At 52.6% G+C, this 17,091-nt stretch carries 16 protein-coding genes; 3 read left to right on the top strand and 13 right to left on the bottom strand.

All coding sequences use genetic code 11. The features are described from left to right. Positions 1–19 precede the first annotated feature (19 nt). Genes fliI through fliF form a run of 4 tightly spaced genes read right to left on the bottom strand, consistent with a single transcriptional unit; the run spans position 20 to position 4,852 of the window. Positions 20–1,438 carry a flagellar protein export ATPase FliI gene (fliI, locus tag LG198_RS00765; RefSeq protein ID WP_230341269.1) on the bottom strand — a complete coding sequence of 473 codons (1,419 nt, stop codon included), beginning with the start codon at positions 1,436–1,438 and terminating at the stop codon, positions 20–22. After that, positions 1,431–2,111 (bottom strand): flagellar assembly protein FliH, encoded by a 681-nt coding sequence (locus tag LG198_RS00760; RefSeq protein ID WP_230341268.1) that lies wholly within the window; start codon positions 2,109–2,111, stop codon positions 1,431–1,433. The genes fliI and LG198_RS00760 overlap by 8 nt, the downstream gene beginning before the upstream one ends. Beyond that, positions 2,104–3,099, bottom strand: coding sequence for a flagellar motor switch protein FliG (gene fliG, locus LG198_RS00755; protein WP_230341267.1), 996 nt, complete (start codon positions 3,097–3,099; stop codon positions 2,104–2,106). Before fliG ends, LG198_RS00760 begins: the two co-directional genes overlap by 8 nt. Continuing rightward, positions 3,092–4,852 carry a flagellar basal-body MS-ring/collar protein FliF gene (gene fliF, locus LG198_RS00750; RefSeq protein ID WP_230341266.1) on the bottom strand — a complete coding sequence of 587 codons (1,761 nt, stop codon included), beginning with the start codon at positions 4,850–4,852 and terminating at the stop codon, positions 3,092–3,094. The genes fliG and fliF overlap by 8 nt, the downstream gene beginning before the upstream one ends. Before the next feature lie 240 nt (positions 4,853–5,092). Here fliF and fliE point away from each other — a divergent pair, with 240 nt between their 5' ends. Next, positions 5,093–5,458, top strand: coding sequence for a flagellar hook-basal body complex protein FliE (gene fliE, locus LG198_RS00745; protein ID WP_230341265.1), 366 nt, complete (start codon positions 5,093–5,095; stop codon positions 5,456–5,458). Here the strand turns inward: fliE and LG198_RS00740 are convergent. The 9 genes from LG198_RS00740 to LG198_RS00700 all read right to left on the bottom strand — a co-directional run bounded on the left by LG198_RS00740 (position 5,455) and on the right by LG198_RS00700 (position 13,463). Further along, the gene (locus LG198_RS00740; RefSeq protein WP_230342031.1) at positions 5,455–5,757 is read right to left on the bottom strand and encodes an EscU/YscU/HrcU family type III secretion system export apparatus switch protein; all 303 of its coding nucleotides are present in this window, start codon (positions 5,755–5,757) and stop codon (positions 5,455–5,457) included. The two genes, fliE and LG198_RS00740, sit on opposite strands and share 4 nt — an antisense overlap. Beyond that, positions 5,750–6,772 (bottom strand): flagellar hook-length control protein FliK, encoded by a 1,023-nt coding sequence (fliK, locus tag LG198_RS00735; RefSeq protein ID WP_230341264.1) that lies wholly within the window; start codon positions 6,770–6,772, stop codon positions 5,750–5,752. The genes LG198_RS00740 and fliK overlap by 8 nt, the downstream gene beginning before the upstream one ends. Further along, a complete protein-coding gene (locus LG198_RS00730) occupies positions 6,769–7,110 on the bottom strand; it encodes a flagellar protein FliT (RefSeq protein ID WP_230341263.1) in 342 nt (113 codons plus the stop codon). The genes fliK and LG198_RS00730 overlap by 4 nt, the downstream gene beginning before the upstream one ends. Further along, positions 7,107–7,571, bottom strand: a complete 465-nt coding sequence (fliS, locus tag LG198_RS00725) for a flagellar export chaperone FliS (RefSeq protein ID WP_230341262.1) — start codon at positions 7,569–7,571, stop codon at positions 7,107–7,109. The genes LG198_RS00730 and fliS overlap by 4 nt, the downstream gene beginning before the upstream one ends. Positions 7,572–7,585: 14 nt before the next feature. Then, positions 7,586–9,598 (bottom strand): flagellar filament capping protein FliD, encoded by a 2,013-nt coding sequence (gene fliD / locus LG198_RS00720; RefSeq protein WP_230341261.1) that lies wholly within the window; start codon positions 9,596–9,598, stop codon positions 7,586–7,588. 40 nt (positions 9,599–9,638) lie between these two features. Further along, a complete protein-coding gene (locus LG198_RS00715) occupies positions 9,639–9,989 on the bottom strand; it encodes a flagellar protein FlaG (RefSeq protein WP_230341260.1) in 351 nt (116 codons plus the stop codon). Between the two features lie 70 nt (positions 9,990–10,059). Then, positions 10,060–10,902 carry a flagellin domain-containing protein gene (locus tag LG198_RS00710; RefSeq protein ID WP_230341259.1) on the bottom strand — a complete coding sequence of 281 codons (843 nt, stop codon included), beginning with the start codon at positions 10,900–10,902 and terminating at the stop codon, positions 10,060–10,062. Between the two features lie 442 nt (positions 10,903–11,344). Next, positions 11,345–11,992 (bottom strand): response regulator, encoded by a 648-nt coding sequence (locus LG198_RS00705; RefSeq protein ID WP_230341258.1) that lies wholly within the window; start codon positions 11,990–11,992, stop codon positions 11,345–11,347. Positions 11,993–12,026: 34 nt separating this feature from the next. After that, positions 12,027–13,463, bottom strand: coding sequence for a sensor histidine kinase (locus tag LG198_RS00700; RefSeq protein ID WP_230341257.1), 1,437 nt, complete (start codon positions 13,461–13,463; stop codon positions 12,027–12,029). A 197-nt stretch (positions 13,464–13,660) separates the two neighbouring features. On the opposite strand from LG198_RS00700, the gene LG198_RS00695 reads away from it, so the two are divergent. Then, complete coding sequence (locus LG198_RS00695) at positions 13,661–15,721, top strand: TonB-dependent receptor plug domain-containing protein (protein ID WP_230341256.1); 2,061 nt, start codon at positions 13,661–13,663, stop codon at positions 15,719–15,721. Positions 15,722–15,745: 24 nt separating this feature from the next. Beyond that, positions 15,746–17,005 (top strand): ABC transporter substrate-binding protein, encoded by a 1,260-nt coding sequence (locus tag LG198_RS00690; RefSeq protein WP_230341255.1) that lies wholly within the window; start codon positions 15,746–15,748, stop codon positions 17,003–17,005. The last annotated feature ends 86 nt before the right edge of the window (positions 17,006–17,091 follow it).

Below are 17,091 nucleotides of genomic sequence, written 5' to 3'. Positions count from 1 at the left end.
TCCCTCTCAGGCTTGCTCATCAATTACCCACCCCTGCGCCCACCAAGCCTGCCAGCGCATCGACACTGTTCTCCCAGCTTGCCGATTCATTAATGTCCTGTTGCAGAAACGCCTCTATCGCCTCATGGCGCATAATCGCCTCATCCAGCACCGGGTCACTTCCTGTTTCATAAGCCCCAACATTGATCAGGTCCTGGTTGCGGGTATAACGGGAGTTGAGCTGCTTGAGCCTGCGCGCATTTTTCTGGTGTTCAGAGGCAGTAATGTTATGCATCGCACGGCTGATGGACTGCTCGATATCAATCGCAGGATAGTGCCCGCTTTCCGCCAAGCTGCGGCTCAAGACAATATGTCCGTCAAGAATCGCACGGGCGGCATCGGCAATCGGGTCCTGCTGGTCGTCGCCTTCGGTCAATACCGTATAGAAAGCCGTAATCGACCCCTCGCCCGGCCTGCCATTGCCCGCACGTTCCACCAGTGCCGGCAGCTTGGCAAATACCGAGGGTGGATAACCCTTCGTCGCGGGCGGCTCGCCGATCGCCAGTGCAATTTCACGTTGCGCCATGGCGTAACGCGTCAGGGAATCCATGATCAGGAGCACATTCTTGCCCTGATTGCGGAAATACTCGGCAATCGCCGTGGCATAACTAGCGCCTTGCAGCCTCATCAGCGCAGGAACATCTGCGGGCGCTGCCACCACCACGGAACGCGCCAGTCCTTCAGCGCCAAGAATCTGCTCAATGAATTCCTTTACTTCACGGCCGCGTTCGCCGATCAGGCCAACCACAATCACGTCGGCAGTCGTATAACGCGCCATCATGCCCAGCAAGACGCTCTTGCCCACACCTGACCCGGCAAACAAACCCATGCGTTGCCCCCGGCCTACCGTCAACATGCTGTTGATCGCCCGCACCCCGACATCCAGCACATCCTCGATCGGTGCGCGTGACAAGGGATTCAAGGGGCGTGTATTCAAAGGCACGCTGTTTTCACTGTTGAGCGGGCCGAGATCATCCAACGGACGCCCGGCCGCATCCACCACACGCCCGAGCAGGGCCTCACCTACCGGCAAATGCCGCGCACGGTCAATGGCACGGCGGCGCGGATGCTTGGCCTGGTTAGGCTTGGGCAAGGCTTCCGCCACTTCCAGCGCAAATACCTTGGCACCTGGCGTGACACCTTCAACACCGCTTTGCGGCATCAGCAGCATGCGTCCGCCATCAAAACCCACCACTTCGGCCTCAACGCGACGGCCTTCGGCCAAGGGAACGTAGCAGGCACTGCCTATCGGCAACTTGATGCCGACAGCCTCCATCACCAGGCCGGTCAACTTGGTGATGCGGCCCGATACTTCCAGCGACTCGACAATCTCGAGAATCTCGCTGCAATCCTTGAGATAATCCTTCCAGCCTTGTTGATACGCCGCTGTGCTACTCATTCGGATCAACCCAGTTGCTATGTTGTGCAAGCGCATCGCAAATGCGCTTCCAGCGCGTCGCATTGCTTCCATCAATCTGGTTGTCGCCGGTTTCTACCATGCAGCCGCCACGTTCCAGGCTGGCATCCTCATGAATCTGCCAATTGCTGTCTGCCATATCTTCCTGCAGGTATTTTTTTACCATCGGTGCGTCTTGCGGGTTCACAATCAGCTTGGCCGGTCTTTGTACGGTAGGCAGGTAGTGAATGGATTCCTGCACAATTGGCAAAATAATGGCAGGGTCGGCATGCAACCTGTCCTTGACCATCGCCTTGGCAATATCCAGCGCCAGCGCCAGCAATTGCTCTGAAATCGCATCATTGGCGGTTTTAAGCGCTTCATCCATGCTGGTAAGCAAAGCCTGCAGGCGCTCGCTGTCCTGTTTCGCCTGGGCCGCGGCATCCGCAATACCTGCATCGAACCCTTGCTGCAGGCCGATCTTGTAGCCTTCGCGCCTTGCCTGCTCAAGCTCGGCCTCCAGGCGCGCATTCTTTTCATCTTCGCTTTCCTGCACCGCCTGCGGCACAGGTTGTTGTGCAGCTGGGACCTCTTCATGCGGCTCCTCTGAAAAAGAAGCCATCTCCCAGCGCTGATAGGCTGTCTGCTTCTCTTTTGGGATGACCACATTAGACATAAGCATCCTCGCCCTTGCCGCCCAGAACAATCTGGCCTTCATCCGCCAACCTGCGGACTATCTGCAGAATCTGCTTCTGCTGGGTTTCCACTTCAGACAATTTGACCGGGCCCTTGCTTTCAAGGTCTTCCTTCATCATTTCGGCAGCGCGGCTGGACATATTGCGGAATATCTTGTCGCGCAGTTCATCTGTCGTGCCCTTCAGGGCAACAATCAGGGTCTCTGACTGGACTTCGCGCAGCATGATCTGGATGCCCTTATCGTCGATTTCCATGATGTTATCGAACACGAACATTTCATCCATGATGCGTTGTGCCATATCATCATCATAGCTCTTGAAGCCCTCCATCAGGTTGGTTTCATTCTCGCTGTTCATGTAGTTCATGATCTCGGCTGCCGCCTTGATGCCGCCAATCTGCTGTTTCTTGATGCTTTCATTACCACTCAGGAGCTTGGTCAGCACATCATTGAGTTCACGCAATGCAGTCGGCTTGATGCCATCCAGGGTAGCAACCCGCAGCATGACATCCTGACGCAGGCGCTCCGTGAAGTATCCAAGAATTTCTGCAGCCTGGTCAGGTTCCAGGTGCACCAGAATCGTCGCAATGATCTGGGGATGCTCATTCTTGATAAATTCAGCCACCGTCTGCGCATCCATCCATTTGAGGCTTTCAATGCCGCTGGAGTCGCGCGTTTGCAAAATACGGTTAAGCAGGCCAGATGCCTTGTCGTCGCCTAATGCCTTGGTCAATACGGAGCGAATATATTCATCGGAATCCAGACCAATGGTCGTATTTTTTTCCGCTTCTTCCAGAAAGGAAGTCAGCACGGATTCAACCTGATCGTGGCCAATCGACTTCATTGATGCCATGGCACTGCCCAGCTTCTGCACCTCACGCGGACCCAGATACTTCATGACCTCGGCAGCCTCGTCCTCGCCCAGGGCAAGCATCAATACCGCACTCCTGATTACGCCGTTATCACTCATTGCCATTCACCCAATTCGTCACAATGCTGGCTACCACTTTCGGGTTGTCTTTTGCGAGCTGCCGCGCAGTCTCAAGGTTCTTTTTATACCCACGCTCTGCCGGAGTTCTGAGATCCTCTGCATCATCATCCCCCGCGCCCGTTTCGCCACCAGTCAGGCTCACGATTGCATCCTGTTCCTCTTCATCGTCTTTGGCAAGCCCGTCTTTTTTCTCTTCTTCTGGTGACAGCTTGCGCAGCAATGGGCGCAAGAACCGACGATACAACATGAACAATACCAGGAGCACCAGGCCATTCTTCAGCCATTCCTTCGCCATGTCGATATTTTGCGGATCTTTCCATAATGGCACCTCGGGGAAGACTTCCGCAATTTCCGGCATGAAGGAGCTGTTCACCACGCTCAATGAGTCGCCACGCTCTTCACTGAAGCCCATCGCCTGCTTGGCAAGATCACTGATCTGGTTTTTCTCGTCATCAGTTAGCGGACGACTGGTCACCTTGCCCTGGTCATCCACGACCTGCTTATGGTTCACCACCACAGCAACCGTCAGGCGTTTGATTCCCCCCATGGGCTGCTGTTGATACCGAACGGTCTTATCCACCTCGTAATTGGTCGTGGTATTCCTGTCCGAATTCATTACCGGTGTTGTCACCGTAGTACCGGGCGGTGTCGTCGTGGTCGTCGTGACCACATTGGCATTGGTTGTCGTTGTCGTCCCATCCCCAGCAGGCGCTGGCGTGGTAATAGGCGCTGTTGCCGGGGCAGGCGGCTGGTTGGTCAGCGCGCCAGGCACTCCGCCTTGGCCCTGGCCCGGCAAGGTTTGTGACTCATTGCTTTGGCTGCTGCGCACTGCTGCGCTGTCTGGCGCCTGGTTGGGCTTGTAGCTTTCCGCAGCTTGTTCAACCACAGAAAAATCCACCTCGGCACTGGCTTCGGCATGCACGTTCTTGGACCCTACCAGAGGCGCGATGATGGATTCAACCCTGCGCACAATGTTTTGCTGCAACTCATCGACATACTTCAACTGGGTAGGATCAAGCTGATTGCTTGCCCCTTGGTCCTTGCCGTTATCCGAGAGCAGGTTGCCATTCTGGTCAACCACGGTCACGTTGGATGTCGGCAGCTCAGGAACGCTGCTGGCCACCAGATGCACAATTGCGCTGACCTGGCGCAAATCCAGGGCACGGCCAGGATGCAGGTTCAGCATGACAGAGGCAGTAGGTTTTTGCTGGTCGCGCGTAAATACGGTGGGTTTTGGCATGGCCAGATGAATACGGGCTGCCTGCACAGCGCCGATAGATTGGATGGTGCGCTCAAGCTCACCCTCCAGGCCACGCTGAAAATTGACCTGCTCGACAAACTGGGAAACCCCAAACTTCTGATTCTCCAGCAATTCAAACCCGATATTGCCGCCCTTGGGCAGCCCCTGCGACGCCAGCCTGAGCCTGATGTCATGGACATTATTGGATGGCACCAGGATAGCGCTGCCACCCTCGGCAATCTTGTAAGGGATATTCATCTGCTCCAGCGCTGCGACAATCGCGCCACCATCCTTGTCGGAATAGCTGGAAAACAGCACACGATACTCAGGTTTCTGGCTCCAGAGCCAAAACACCACCATGAGCGCAATCACAGCAGCCGCGCCCAAAGCCAGCATCAGCTTGTTCTCCAAGAGTGACCTGAAGTTAAACGAGCTTGGTGCTGCTTCGGTGGTGGTGTCCGCGGCCAAGGCCGCTTCATTGGCTGCTGCCATAATACTTCTCCCATGCAATGGCAAAATTACAGAATTCTTGCAATGCTTGCGGCACCGATTACCAACAATCTGGCTACCGCTTTATCACTGCGATGCCATTATCACGAGCGGCCTGCAAATTTAATCAGGAGAATAAACTGGTTTTTTCCACCCTATTCCTACCAAGAGAGTATTTCCCCAGGTGTTAAGCTGCTGCCATGTTGAAATGAGTCCGCAAGCGGCTGTAATCAGGAGAGCCCCATGAAAACTTCAGCGATAGATTCAGGCAGGATAGAAGCCATGATGGCGCAGCTCAAGGCTGCTGCGCAAAGGCCGGGCGCTGAAGCGCCCGTGCAAGGCGTGACTAGCGCCAATATCGCGCAGAAACCGCAAGCCACCAGCCGCGTCGACTTTGCGGATGTCCTGAAATCCTCGATCAATCAGGTCAATCAAGCCCAGGTGAAGGCCGAAGACCTGGGCAAGAGTTTTGCCATGGGAGACGACAAGGTCAGCCTGTCCGATGTGATGATTGCCGGGCAAAAAGCCAATATCTCCCTGCAAGCCACAATCCAGGTACGTAACCGGCTGGTATCTGCCTACCAGGACATTATGAATATGCAGGTCTAAGGCTGTGTCGGGAGCCTGGCTGAAGAAGCCGCCTCGTCACCGTGCTCAAGACGATAAAGCCAGGCCAGGACTTCAGCAATCGCCTGATATAAGGCTGGCGGGATATGGTCATCCAGGTCCACCTGCATCAATAACGTCAGCAGCTCTTTGGACTCATGCACAAACACATCATGCTCCTTGGCCCTGGCAATGATCTGCTCGGCAATAATCCCCCTGCCCTTGGCAACCACGCGCGGCGCGAAATCACCAGACTCATAAGCCAGTGCCACCGCCTGCTGCTGCAATACAGGGTCATTCATCATGCACCACCGTCAAGGCATCCAGTGCTTGTCCATGGCTGGTCAATGCCGTCGCCAGTTCAGGCAGGTCTGTTTGCAAACGCCTCATGGCTGCATGGTCTGCCGCTGCGATACGCACGCACAAATGCCCTACATGCAGTGTGACATTCGCAGTAATCACGCCCAGGCTCGGCAACTCCAGCCTCAAATTACTTGAAACAGGCCTGTCCTCGGCAGACTCACCATCGGCAGCCTGCCCATCGGGATTCAGCGGCTCCTCATGCAACTGCACTTGCCAATCCATTTTCTGCCCTGGCCAGATTTCACCCTGCCATTGGAAGCGATGATTCTCCAGCACGGCAAGCTGCTTGTTGATCATGAATTCTGCCGCCGCGGGCTGTTGGTTCTGCGGTTCTTGCAGCAGGCTGGACAATGGCAGTTTGCCTGCAGTGAATTTTTCCAGGTGGGATTCATAAAACAGACCGGAACCGGTCAGAGTACGTTGCATATCCTGTGCCAATACACGCGGATTTTGTGGGGCATGGCTCACCACAGCCTGGCTTGACAGCGTTTGCTTGGCCTCGCCATTCGCCTGTAACAATTGCTGGCTCAATATGCGGGCACCACTGCTAAGCGCTGTGGATACGCCACTATCGGCGGCAGATGCCGGCAAAGGCACGGCAGGCAACATCATGCCAGGCAACCTAGTCGCCTCCAGCTGCCCGGCCGGCTGGCTTAACAAACGGAATGTGGGAACAGGGCTATCGCCAACAAATCGGAGCAGCATTTGCTGCCCAACCGCCGCTTGTTGCCCAAGCTCCATTCTGAACGTGTTGCCTTGCACATTCACCTGGAAAACCCCCGGCTGGAGGCGGCTCATCACCTGGCCAAAATAGCTCTGGCCCTTGACCAGCTGTGCAATGCGAAAATTAAGGTCTTGGACAGTATCGGCAATCTCCTCCACCGCCTGCACTGGAGCCACCCTTGCAAGCGGGGCCACTGCAGCAGAGGGATCGGGAGATTGCTTGATGATCATCTGCCAGGCCGTATCAGCTGCTTATAGGTGTCAAACATCTGCCGGTTTGCAGCGTTATTGGTGAGAATATCGGAAAGGCGCACCATCCACGGGTCGATGATATTGCGGATTTCGCGGTCAGAATCCAGGATACGCTTGAGATGGGCAAACTTGATCTTCTGCTCGGGCTCGCGCAAAGGCTCATTACAAGTATCCTCATCCGCACGCTTGATGCGTGCGGCACATTCAGCCTCCAGAACAGCCAGTTTTCCCCAGTCCTGCTGCTGGGCAGCAACCAGCATTTGATCGGTAATCTCCGCCACGGCGGCATACAAGGACAAAGTTTGCTGAGTGCTCATGAATATGCCTTCTCGAGATTCGGGTGGTTCTGCTGCTGAATATTGGTTGGACGTGCGTCCTGCGCTACTGGTGGTTGGCTGGCAAGAGAGGTCCAGGCTTCGTTCAGTTCATTAAGCAATTTTACCACCTCCTCCACAGCGCCAATATCGCTTTTGCTGTTGGCAAAATACAAACGCTTGCCCATATAGATATAGAGGGAATCCAGGCTCTCGGCAATTTCACCGCCGCCCTTCTTGTCCAGGCTGGCGCGCAAGCCGTTTTCTATGATGGAAATGGCCTTGGTCAAGTCTGCGCTTTTACTCGCAAAATCCTGCTCGCGTATATGCTTGATGGCCAGGTTACATGCAGTAATTGCACCCTCATACAACATGACGATCAGACGGCTAGGATTAGCAGCGATCACGCCGGTTTCCACCCCAACACGCGCATAAGCATTGACACCAGCATTGAACCCGAACATGAAGAACTCCTTAATTACCTATTATTGAGAGAGCTAAGCGCTGCAAGCTGTTGTGTCAGGTAGGACTGTGTCGACTGCATTTGGGTCATCAACACATCCAATGCCACAAACTGGGAGCGATAACGTGCCTCTATCGCTGTCAGCCTGATCTGTAACGCATCCTCCTGCTGGGTGACACGCTTGATCGAATCCTGCAAACCATCTGTCCTGGAAGCAAGGAGACCGGTATCACTGACAAATCCCTTGACCAGGTTGTTTAACTGCGCGGCATATCCCACACTTAATGAAACACTGCCACGATCCCCGATGGCCGACCCGCCAATGGATACAACAAGGCCTTCTGCCGGATTGCCGCTGGCTGTGCTTGTCAGCACCTGGCCGTTACCGGTCGCCTCGGCACCATTGATCGTACCGGCAACATCAAGCCCTGCAACGGCAAGCGGGTTGCTGCCGAACAGGCTGCTCGCAGCCGTACCGCCTGCTACTTCAAGCACTGAGTTACTGCCGTAGTTTGCCGAAATGATCTTCAGCATTCCATCTTCTACAGCCACTTCTGCTGATGACTTGGCGTTACCAAGCTGAGTACGCAGTTCCTGGGCCAAATCCTCGACAGAAGCATAAATGCCAGCAGAGAGTGTCAGGTTGTAGCTTGCACTACCAATCTTGATACTAAGCGTATCATTCACCCCAGCAACAATATCCAGGTCTGGACCAGCGCTTCCGGTCAATGTTCCTCGTGTTGCCGCCTGGGTGATATTGATTGCATAAGTACCGGATTGCGTCTTGGAACCTTGGGTGACAAAGCGCGTTTCAGCATCGGAAGCAGTTCCCACCGCGGCAAAGAGCTTGGCCACATCGTCCAGATTGGTTTCAATCGCTTTTTCAAGTTTGGTCGAATCCAGGGCGAGAGAACCATCCCGCTGCAAAGAGACGCCGATCTGGCTTAGTGTGCTGAAAGCGTCGGTACCGCCCACTGACTTGGTTAATGCCATCTTTATCTGTGAAGAGATGGATCTTGCAGTGGCATCCCCAAGCAATGCGCCATTTTTTCTATCAGCGGCTGTCGTAGTGCTGTCATCAAACTTGGTGAGATTGCGCAATGTGGTATTCACCGCATTAAAAGCAGTCACAAACGAGTTGACTGCCGTCTTGATGGCATTGACATCCCTGGTCACTTCAAGGGATACACTGGTGTCAGGGCTTGCCTTGAACAGGTTAAGCGTAATGCCGCTCAACACCCCGGTCACGACATTGCTGGCGCTTTCAACATCAATCCCATCTATATTCAGCTTGGCATTACGTGCTTCTTGCAACTCAACCAGGTTTTTGCCCGCGCCTGTGGCGGCTGTCGGATCATAAGTCAGGCTGGACAAGCCGCTACCATCCGCGTCATCACCATCGCCGTCTGAAACCGTGACCTTGATGCTGTTTGCCTCACCCGATTCCTTGGAGGTCAATACCAAGCGCCCGCCTCCGTTTTGCCCGTCATTGACAATCGCCGCTGTTACGCCCATATCGCCGGCATTGATGGCATCACGAATCCCTGCCAGGCTATTATTGGCTGCGGTGATGGTGATGCTGGTCGCAGTTTTGTCAGGATTAGGCGTAAATGTGTTGTCCCCATCGTTATATGTGCCCAGGGCAATGGTAATGGTGCCGGTACCGACTGCAGCACTGGTGCTGGAGAAACTGGAGGTTGCCACCTTGTGCGACTGTGCAAGTTGCCCTACCTTGATAGCATAGTTGCCAACGGTAGCATTGCCATCGGATGTCGCGGTAAAAACCGAACTGTCACTGGAAGTGGCAGCCTGGGCCTTGAATTTACTACTGGAAGAAAGATTCGCCAGTGCAGTTTGGAAACTGGACAGTGAGCTTTGCAAGGTAGCATAGGCAGATATCTTGGACTGGTAAGAGGTCTTCTGCTGACTCAGCAATGTAAGGGGTTTTTGCTCAACCGTCATCAAACTGCTGACAATTGCATCAATATCAAAATTGGTGCTGGCAGAAATTCCGCTGGTACTTGCCATAACGATGCCTCGCTTCCTTATAACCCTTTTAATAGACAGTTTAGGCTGTCTGCCTGATGATCAATCCCTGCAGGCTATCCAGCGCCTTGGAAATTGCCAATGCTTCTTCACTGGGAATTTGCCGCAATACTTTTTGTGTTTCCGAATCCACTACCTTGACGACTATCCGGCCAGAGTCATTATCAGTGGAAAACTGGATGGATTGCATGATAGGCGCAATAAATTCGTTGATCTGCTTGACTGCAGCCTCCACATTTCCTTTGCTTGCTTCTGCCACCTGTTGTTGTGTCTCTAGCTTGGCACCTGGCAATGACGCAACAGACACAGTATTACGTACAGTAGTTGCCAGGCTGCCTGCCTGGCTATATGCCTCTATATTCGCAATAGCCATTTTGATTTCCTCAAGCAAAACCCGCAGCCGCTTATGCGGAACTGCGGGGGTTAATACCTAGGCGGCCTAATTACCCTTGCAGCAAGGTCAGCACACTGTTAGGCACCGAGTTGGCCTGCGCCAGCATTGCAGTACCTGCTTGTTGCAATATCTGCGCACGCGTCAGGTTGGCTGTTTCTGCCGCAAAGTCAGCATCTAGAATCCGCGACTTGGCAGCAGACTGGTTCTCAACCGAAACCTGCAAACTGCTGACCACCGATTCAAAGCGGTTCTGTACGGCACCCAAAGTTGCACGTTCGGTATTAACGGTATCCAATGCGTCATCAATTGCATCAATTGCTGCTGTAGCGTTGGTATTGTCAGCGCCATCGATTGAAATACCGCTGGCAGCCGCAGTCGCCACATCGCCAGTGGACAAATTAATCCCGGTTACCGTAATCGTATCTTGGCTAGTCGTACCGGCGCCCACCTGGAAAGTCAACGAGCCAGCAGTACCATCAAACAACGCCTTATTATTGAACTTGGTACCGTCAGTCAGGCGGGTGATTTCCTCCTGCAACTGCTCGAATTCAGCTTGCAGATTGTCACGGTCACCAGTTTCATTGGTCGCATTGGCAGACTGCACAGCCAGCTCACGCATACGTTGCAAGGCATCAGTGATCTTGCCTAGTGCACCTTCGGCAGTTTGCGCCAGGGAAATAGCATCGTTGGCGTTACGGATTGCCACGGTTTGGCCGCGGATCTGCGCATCCATACGGGTAGCGATGGAAAGGCCGGCAGCGTCGTCCTTGGCACTGTTGACGCGCAGGCCGGAAGAAAGACGTTGCAGGGATGTGTTCAAACTGGATTGTGAAGTCGTCAGGTTACGTTGCGCATTCAGCGAAGCCAGGTTGGTGTTGATAATTGCAGCCATGTTTGGTTCTCCTTCGATTTAGTTAATTTCAAAAACAACATTTCGTTGCTTTTGGTATCGCTTCACAGCCTTGAATCACATCACTGTTAAGACTGTTATCGGTAGCTTCTGGAGAAAATTTAGGTGCTTGACTACACTTGTTTTTCTCTCGAACAGCATCTGATCGCAATGCCATGCCCCTGATGTCGGATTGATTAAAAAAATCTTTAGAGCCCTGCCCTCCATGCAAACAAAAACCAACTAAAAAATCAAATAAATCAGTTATATATAGTTAAAAATAAAATTTTTTTATTTTTAACCCTAAAGTTTTCAGGCATCTGACGGCGCATTGAGAATATGAAAAAAAAGCGCATGCATGAGACGCAGAGATATCTTACCCTCAAGGAATAGAATGCAATCAGGATAAAAAGCGGGAGAAAAAGCGCCAGATCTGCGCTTGAAATTAATCGATCAGGTTATTCTTGATCGCGTAATGCGTGAGATCGGAGTTATGACGCAGGTTGAGTTTTTCCAGCAGGCGGGCACGATACATGCTCACGGTTTTGACGGAGAGCGATAGATTGTCGGCAATTTCGCCCACAGACTGTCCAGACGCAATCATGGTCAGGGTTTGAAATTCACGGTTGGAGAGAGAATCATGTATCGGTTTTTCCAGGCCGCCGTCCACTTGGTCAGCAAGTGCCAATGCCACCTCTTCGCTGATGTACTTCTTGCCCTTGGCAACTGTGCGTATTGCAGTCACCAGTTGGTCAGAAGCGCTCTGCTTGCTTAAATAACCCGATGCGCCGGCACGCAAGGCACGAATTGCATACGCGTCTTCCCGGTGCATGGAAAGCATCAGCACTGACACCCGTGAACGTTCTTTCTTAATGATATTGCATGCCTCTATACCGCTACGATCAGGCAGGGAAATATCCAGGACCAATACATCCAACCCCTTGGTACCAGCAAGCTTGATGGCTTCAGCCGCATTCTTGGCATCGGCAATCACCTCAATATCCTCGGTTTCGGCAAGAATCTGCTTCAATCCCTCACGCAAGATCGCGTGATCGTCAGCAATAATGACTTTAATAGTGGGCGTTGATGGCATGGGAAATGCAATGCTTAAAAGTGATTGTTGTTATTTATTCTGCAACTGCAATATTGACAGGCTGCACCGGTAAAGTAACAGTAACTATTGTACCCCCTTGCCCGCATGCTTGCACCTTGCATTGTCCAGCAAGAGCTACGGCGCGTTCCGCCATGCCGCTGATACCAAATGCATTGGCCTTTAGCCTGTCCACTGGCGCAATACCCACACCATCATCAATGACCTGCATCACGATATCATCAGTTGACGCTTCCAGCGTCACTTCCACATGGCTGGCCTGCGCATACTTGGCAATGTTGGACATCGCCTCCTGGCAGATACGAAACAAGGTAATCGCATGATCAGTAGAAACCGTCAACTCCGGCTGATTGCAGACAAAATCACACGGAATCCCGATTTTCTCGACAAACTGGGCAGCCTGCCATTCCAGCGCCGCCACGATCCCCAGCTCCAGTACATTAGGCCGCAGATCGCTCGCAATCCGGTGCGTTGCCTCAAACGTATCATCCACAATCGCTTCCAGCTGTCTTACCTTGGCAAGCAGGGCTGCCTGCTCAGGCTCCAGACGCTTGATAATTGACGACAAGCCCAGGCGGATTGCCGTCAGGTTGCCCCCCAAGTCATCATGAACTTCCTGGGCAATTCTCAAACGCTCTTTTTCCTTGATCTGTGCCATCTGGGCAGAAAGCCGTGCCAGCTTTTCATGGGATTGACGTATGGCCTGCTGTTCACGCCGGCTTTGCGTGATATTCGTCATGATGCCCTCCCACACCACAGTACCGTCAGGCATCTTGCGCGGGCTGGCACGCAGGTTGATCCACTTGGTATCCTGCCATGCCTGCATCCAGAAACGACCGGTCCAGTTCAACACACTCAAATTATGGGCAGACTGACTGACATTCTTTTCATAAGCCCCGCGGTCTTCTTCGTCAATCAAGGAAAGAAAAATGTCGGGATTGGCAATCAACACCTCAGCATCCTCACCCAGCAATGGCTTGCAGGCATCACTCAGATAAAGAAACCCTATCACGCCATCACGGCTCATATGGGCCTGGTACACCACGCCAGGGGCATTTGAAATCAAGGCACTCAAATTGGCCCCCTCATTCAGTACATGCAGGATATGCCGGCTGAACGCCCGGCTATCCCGCATGACCAACAATACCCGGCCCCTGCCGCGCCCCAGCAACAATAGCCGGAACTCACCGAAATAACGATTGATATCATGCAGCTCGTGGCTGATATCCACCATGGGCTGTTCTAACGGCACGGCATCCAATAACGTCCGAACCGGCTGCTCCCTCAACGCCTGCAACAAATCCTCCAGGGGGTGCTCAGCAACCGATGCCTCGGCACCATCAACCAGAACCCCGACCAGCTCCCATGACTGTGGATCAATCGCATAAATATCATCCAGCGAACTCTGTGCGGCAGACTCAAGATACTTGCGGATTTCAGATAATGGCGACACGGCAACACCCATTGAAAATATCAGGAAAGCCTACCAGATCAAGCCATTAATTCAAGACAACAAACTCCCCATCCAAATATGAATTCTTGAAAGATTGATACGTTGATCGCCGAAAACTTACGTTATATATTTACAAATATAATGAAATATTATCTAATCCTGCCTTTGTTTCAATTACTTAAGTATCGGGGAGAATAATGTCAAATCACTACAAACCGCTGACACTCGCAGTTATTGCTGTGCTTGCAGCCAGCACTGCCCAGGCCGAAGTTGCGCCGTTTACGCTGGGTGAAATCAAGGTCACCACCTTCAAGGAAGAAACCACAAGATTCGCAAGTGACACCATCACACAAGATGACATGCGCCTATTCAACCGAGAAACACTAGACTCAGCCCTCAATTTACTCCCAGGCGTCAGCCTGACTGGCGCTCAGCAAAATGGCCAAGGTGCCCAGCGTAATGAACAAATGGTACAAATCCGTGGCTTTAACCTGAGACAGGTACCTATATTTATAGATGGCATTCCGGTCTATGTAAGCTATGACGGCTATGTAGACTTGGGGCGATTCACAACTTATGACCTATCCAAAATCCAAGTTTCAAAAGGCTTCAGTTCGGTACTCTTTGGTGCAAATACCTTGGGCGGCGCAATCAACTTAGTCAGCAGAAAACCGGTCAATGAATTTGAAGGCAGTGTTACCGCTGGCCTTAAGACTGACCGCGATTTTCAACACAATGGCTACACAACAGATGCCAGCTTTGGCGGCAACCATGGCACATGGTATTGGCAAGCAAATGCATCCCTCATTGACATCAATCGCTACCGATTATCCAGCGACTTCACCCCCAACCGGTTTGAAGATGGTGGCGTACGCGACAACTCATACAGCCGCGATGGCAAGATCAACCTGAAGTTTGGTATCACCCCACGGGAAGGGGACGAATATTCGATCAACTATATCAACCAGCAAGCCAGCAAGGGTTCCCCCCCTTATGCTGGCAGCACAGACCAACCGGTGAATCGTTGGCAATGGCCGCGGTGGGATAAGGAAAGCCTGTATTTCATTTCCAACACAAAACTCGGACAAGACAGCTACATCAAGGTACGGGCGTTTTACGATAAATTCAAAAACAGGCTGGAAAACTTCGGGACTGATGCCACCTATACACAATATGCAGTGGGCTTCCCCAGCCATTACAGCGATCACACCTACGGTGGAAGTACTGAATTCGGCACGAAACTGAGCGACAACAATACATTAAAAGCCTCAGCGCATATTAAATATGATGTGCATCGCTCAAATGCGGTCGGTGAACCTAAAGAGCGCGCCGAAGATCGTACAGTCTCGATCGGCATTGAGGACACCCATGCGTTTACTGAGAAACTATCCTTGGTTACAGGCGTCAGTTATGACAAGCGCAAGAATGTAGATGCTTCAGCCTTTACCAGTTCTGGACAACCTTTCCAGTTCGATCATGGCAGAGCTCAGGCATGGAATCCGCAGGCAGGTTTGTTTTATCGTCCCACCGAAGATAGTGAAGTTCATGTCACCATCGCCCGCAAGAGCCGCTTCGCCACGTTGAAAGACCGCCTGTCCACTGGCATCGATGGCACTGGACTACAAAACCCCAACCTGAAAAATGAAACCTCAACCAATTATGAAATTGGTGCATCTGGTTTTGTCGTTCCGCAACTGCGTTTGCAAGGTGCGGTCTTTTACTACAACACCAAGGATATGATTCAACAAGTTGCTGGCTTGACTGGCTGCGCCAATCAAATCGTAAATCCCGGAGCAAATTGCTTTCAACAGCAAAACGTGGGCAAAGTCATTAGCAGCGGTGTTGAACTAGGCGCAACCTATTATGCAAATGATGTACTAGAACTTGGCATCACATATAGCTATATTGACCGTGACAATAAAAATAAAGAGTTTGACCTGCTCGGCGTTCCACGCAATAAGCTATTTGCCTATGGCCGCTGGCAAGCCAACAGCCAACTTGCTATCAGTGGCAACATCGAAGCGAGTGATGGCACAGCATTCTCAAGACGCCGTACTGGTGGAGGTTCAGGCAATAACCCATATTGGTCTAGCAGCGATGGCTTCGCATTAGTCAACCTCAAAGGCTCCTACCTCATCAACCAGGACTGGACTGCTAACATGGGCGTCAACAACCTGCTCGACAAAAACTACGCCTACATGGAAGGCTTCTTCCTGCAAGGCCGCAACCTGTTCGTCAATGTCACTCGCAAGTTCTAGTTTGGTTTTATAGATAGGAAACCCATGGCCCGCTCTCTTACTATCAAGGCAGCATTGAGCTGGCCAACCCGTCTTCTGCTTGCCTGGCTGATTATTTTCAGCCAAGCAGCATTCTCCGATCCCGGCAAGGTCATTGTCATGACCAGTTACCCGCAAGAGGTTGTCTCGCAGTTCGAGGCAGCGTTTGAGCAGCAATACCCGCAATACAAGCTGGAAGTGCTCTGGCGCCAGTCGCGCGATGCCATGGCTTATTTCAAGGACTCATCACATCCTGTCGATGTGTACTGGACACCGGCACAACGCAACTTCGCACAGCTTGAGAAAATGCAGGCATTCCAGCCACTAAAGCTGGATCTCGCAGGCTTGCCCGCAGCTGTGAATGGCTTTGCATTGCGTGAAGGCAACCATATCGCCACTGAAATTGCCGGCTATGGCATCGTGGTGAATCCGCAGGCGCTTGCCAATGCCGGCCTGCCCGTCCCCAAAAGCTGGGAAGACCTGGCCAGCCCTGCGCTGCAAGGCAAGGTAGCACTGCCTGTGCCCTCGAAAGTGGGATATGCGCCGCCATTAATCGATATTCTGCTCCAGGGCCATGGATGGCAGACTGGCTGGAACTTGCTACAGCAAATTGCGGCCAATGCAGAACTGGTGACCTCTGGCGCTACTTTTGTCAGCGATGATGTTGCCAACGGCCGTCTGTTTGCAGGGCTGACCATCGACTTCTTTACTGCATCCGCAATTGCCAATGGCGCACCTTTGCAGTTTGTTTACCCTGCAGTCACGGGCTACTCTCCTGCCCATCTTGGCATTATGAAAAATGCTGCCAACCCTGAGGGAGCGCAGGCCTTCAGTACTTTTGTACTATCTGACCAGGGGCAACGCCTGCTGTTTCATCCTGATATCCGCAAGCTACCGGTCAGGCCAGCCGTATATGCCGACAAGCCGCCTGCCTACTTCAACCCTTTTGAGAACAATCCCGCTTTTGTGTATGACTCCCGGCGCGGCCTAGCGCGGCAGGATACAACCAACGCCTTGTTTGATGCCGTCATCACGCTCAACCTCAATGCCCTGCAGAATGCAGTACGGCAAATCCAGGCAGCCGGCAGCCGATTGGGGCCTGATGCGCCGCAAGTGATACAGGCAACCACACTACTGCACACCCTGCCGGCTAATGAAACAGATGCTAAACACTCACAAGCACCAACCGCTACTGATATAGAGAGTTGGCAGCAGATCATGCAACAGCGCTATGAAGAGGCTGCACGCATCGCATCACAGCCATAGAGCCTGTTCAAAGTCATTTCATGGAGTACGCATGACTTCAAAACGCGTCCGATTAAGGCGCAGTCTGCAGGTAATGCCCATTGCCT

The sequence above is a fragment of the Methylobacillus arboreus genome (assembly GCF_020532725.1).
In the GTDB taxonomy this organism is placed as follows: Bacteria; Pseudomonadota; Gammaproteobacteria; order Burkholderiales; family Methylophilaceae; genus Methylobacillus; species Methylobacillus arboreus.
Note: the sequence above shows the minus strand (reverse complement) of the source record. Positions and strands in the feature narration are given on the sequence as shown.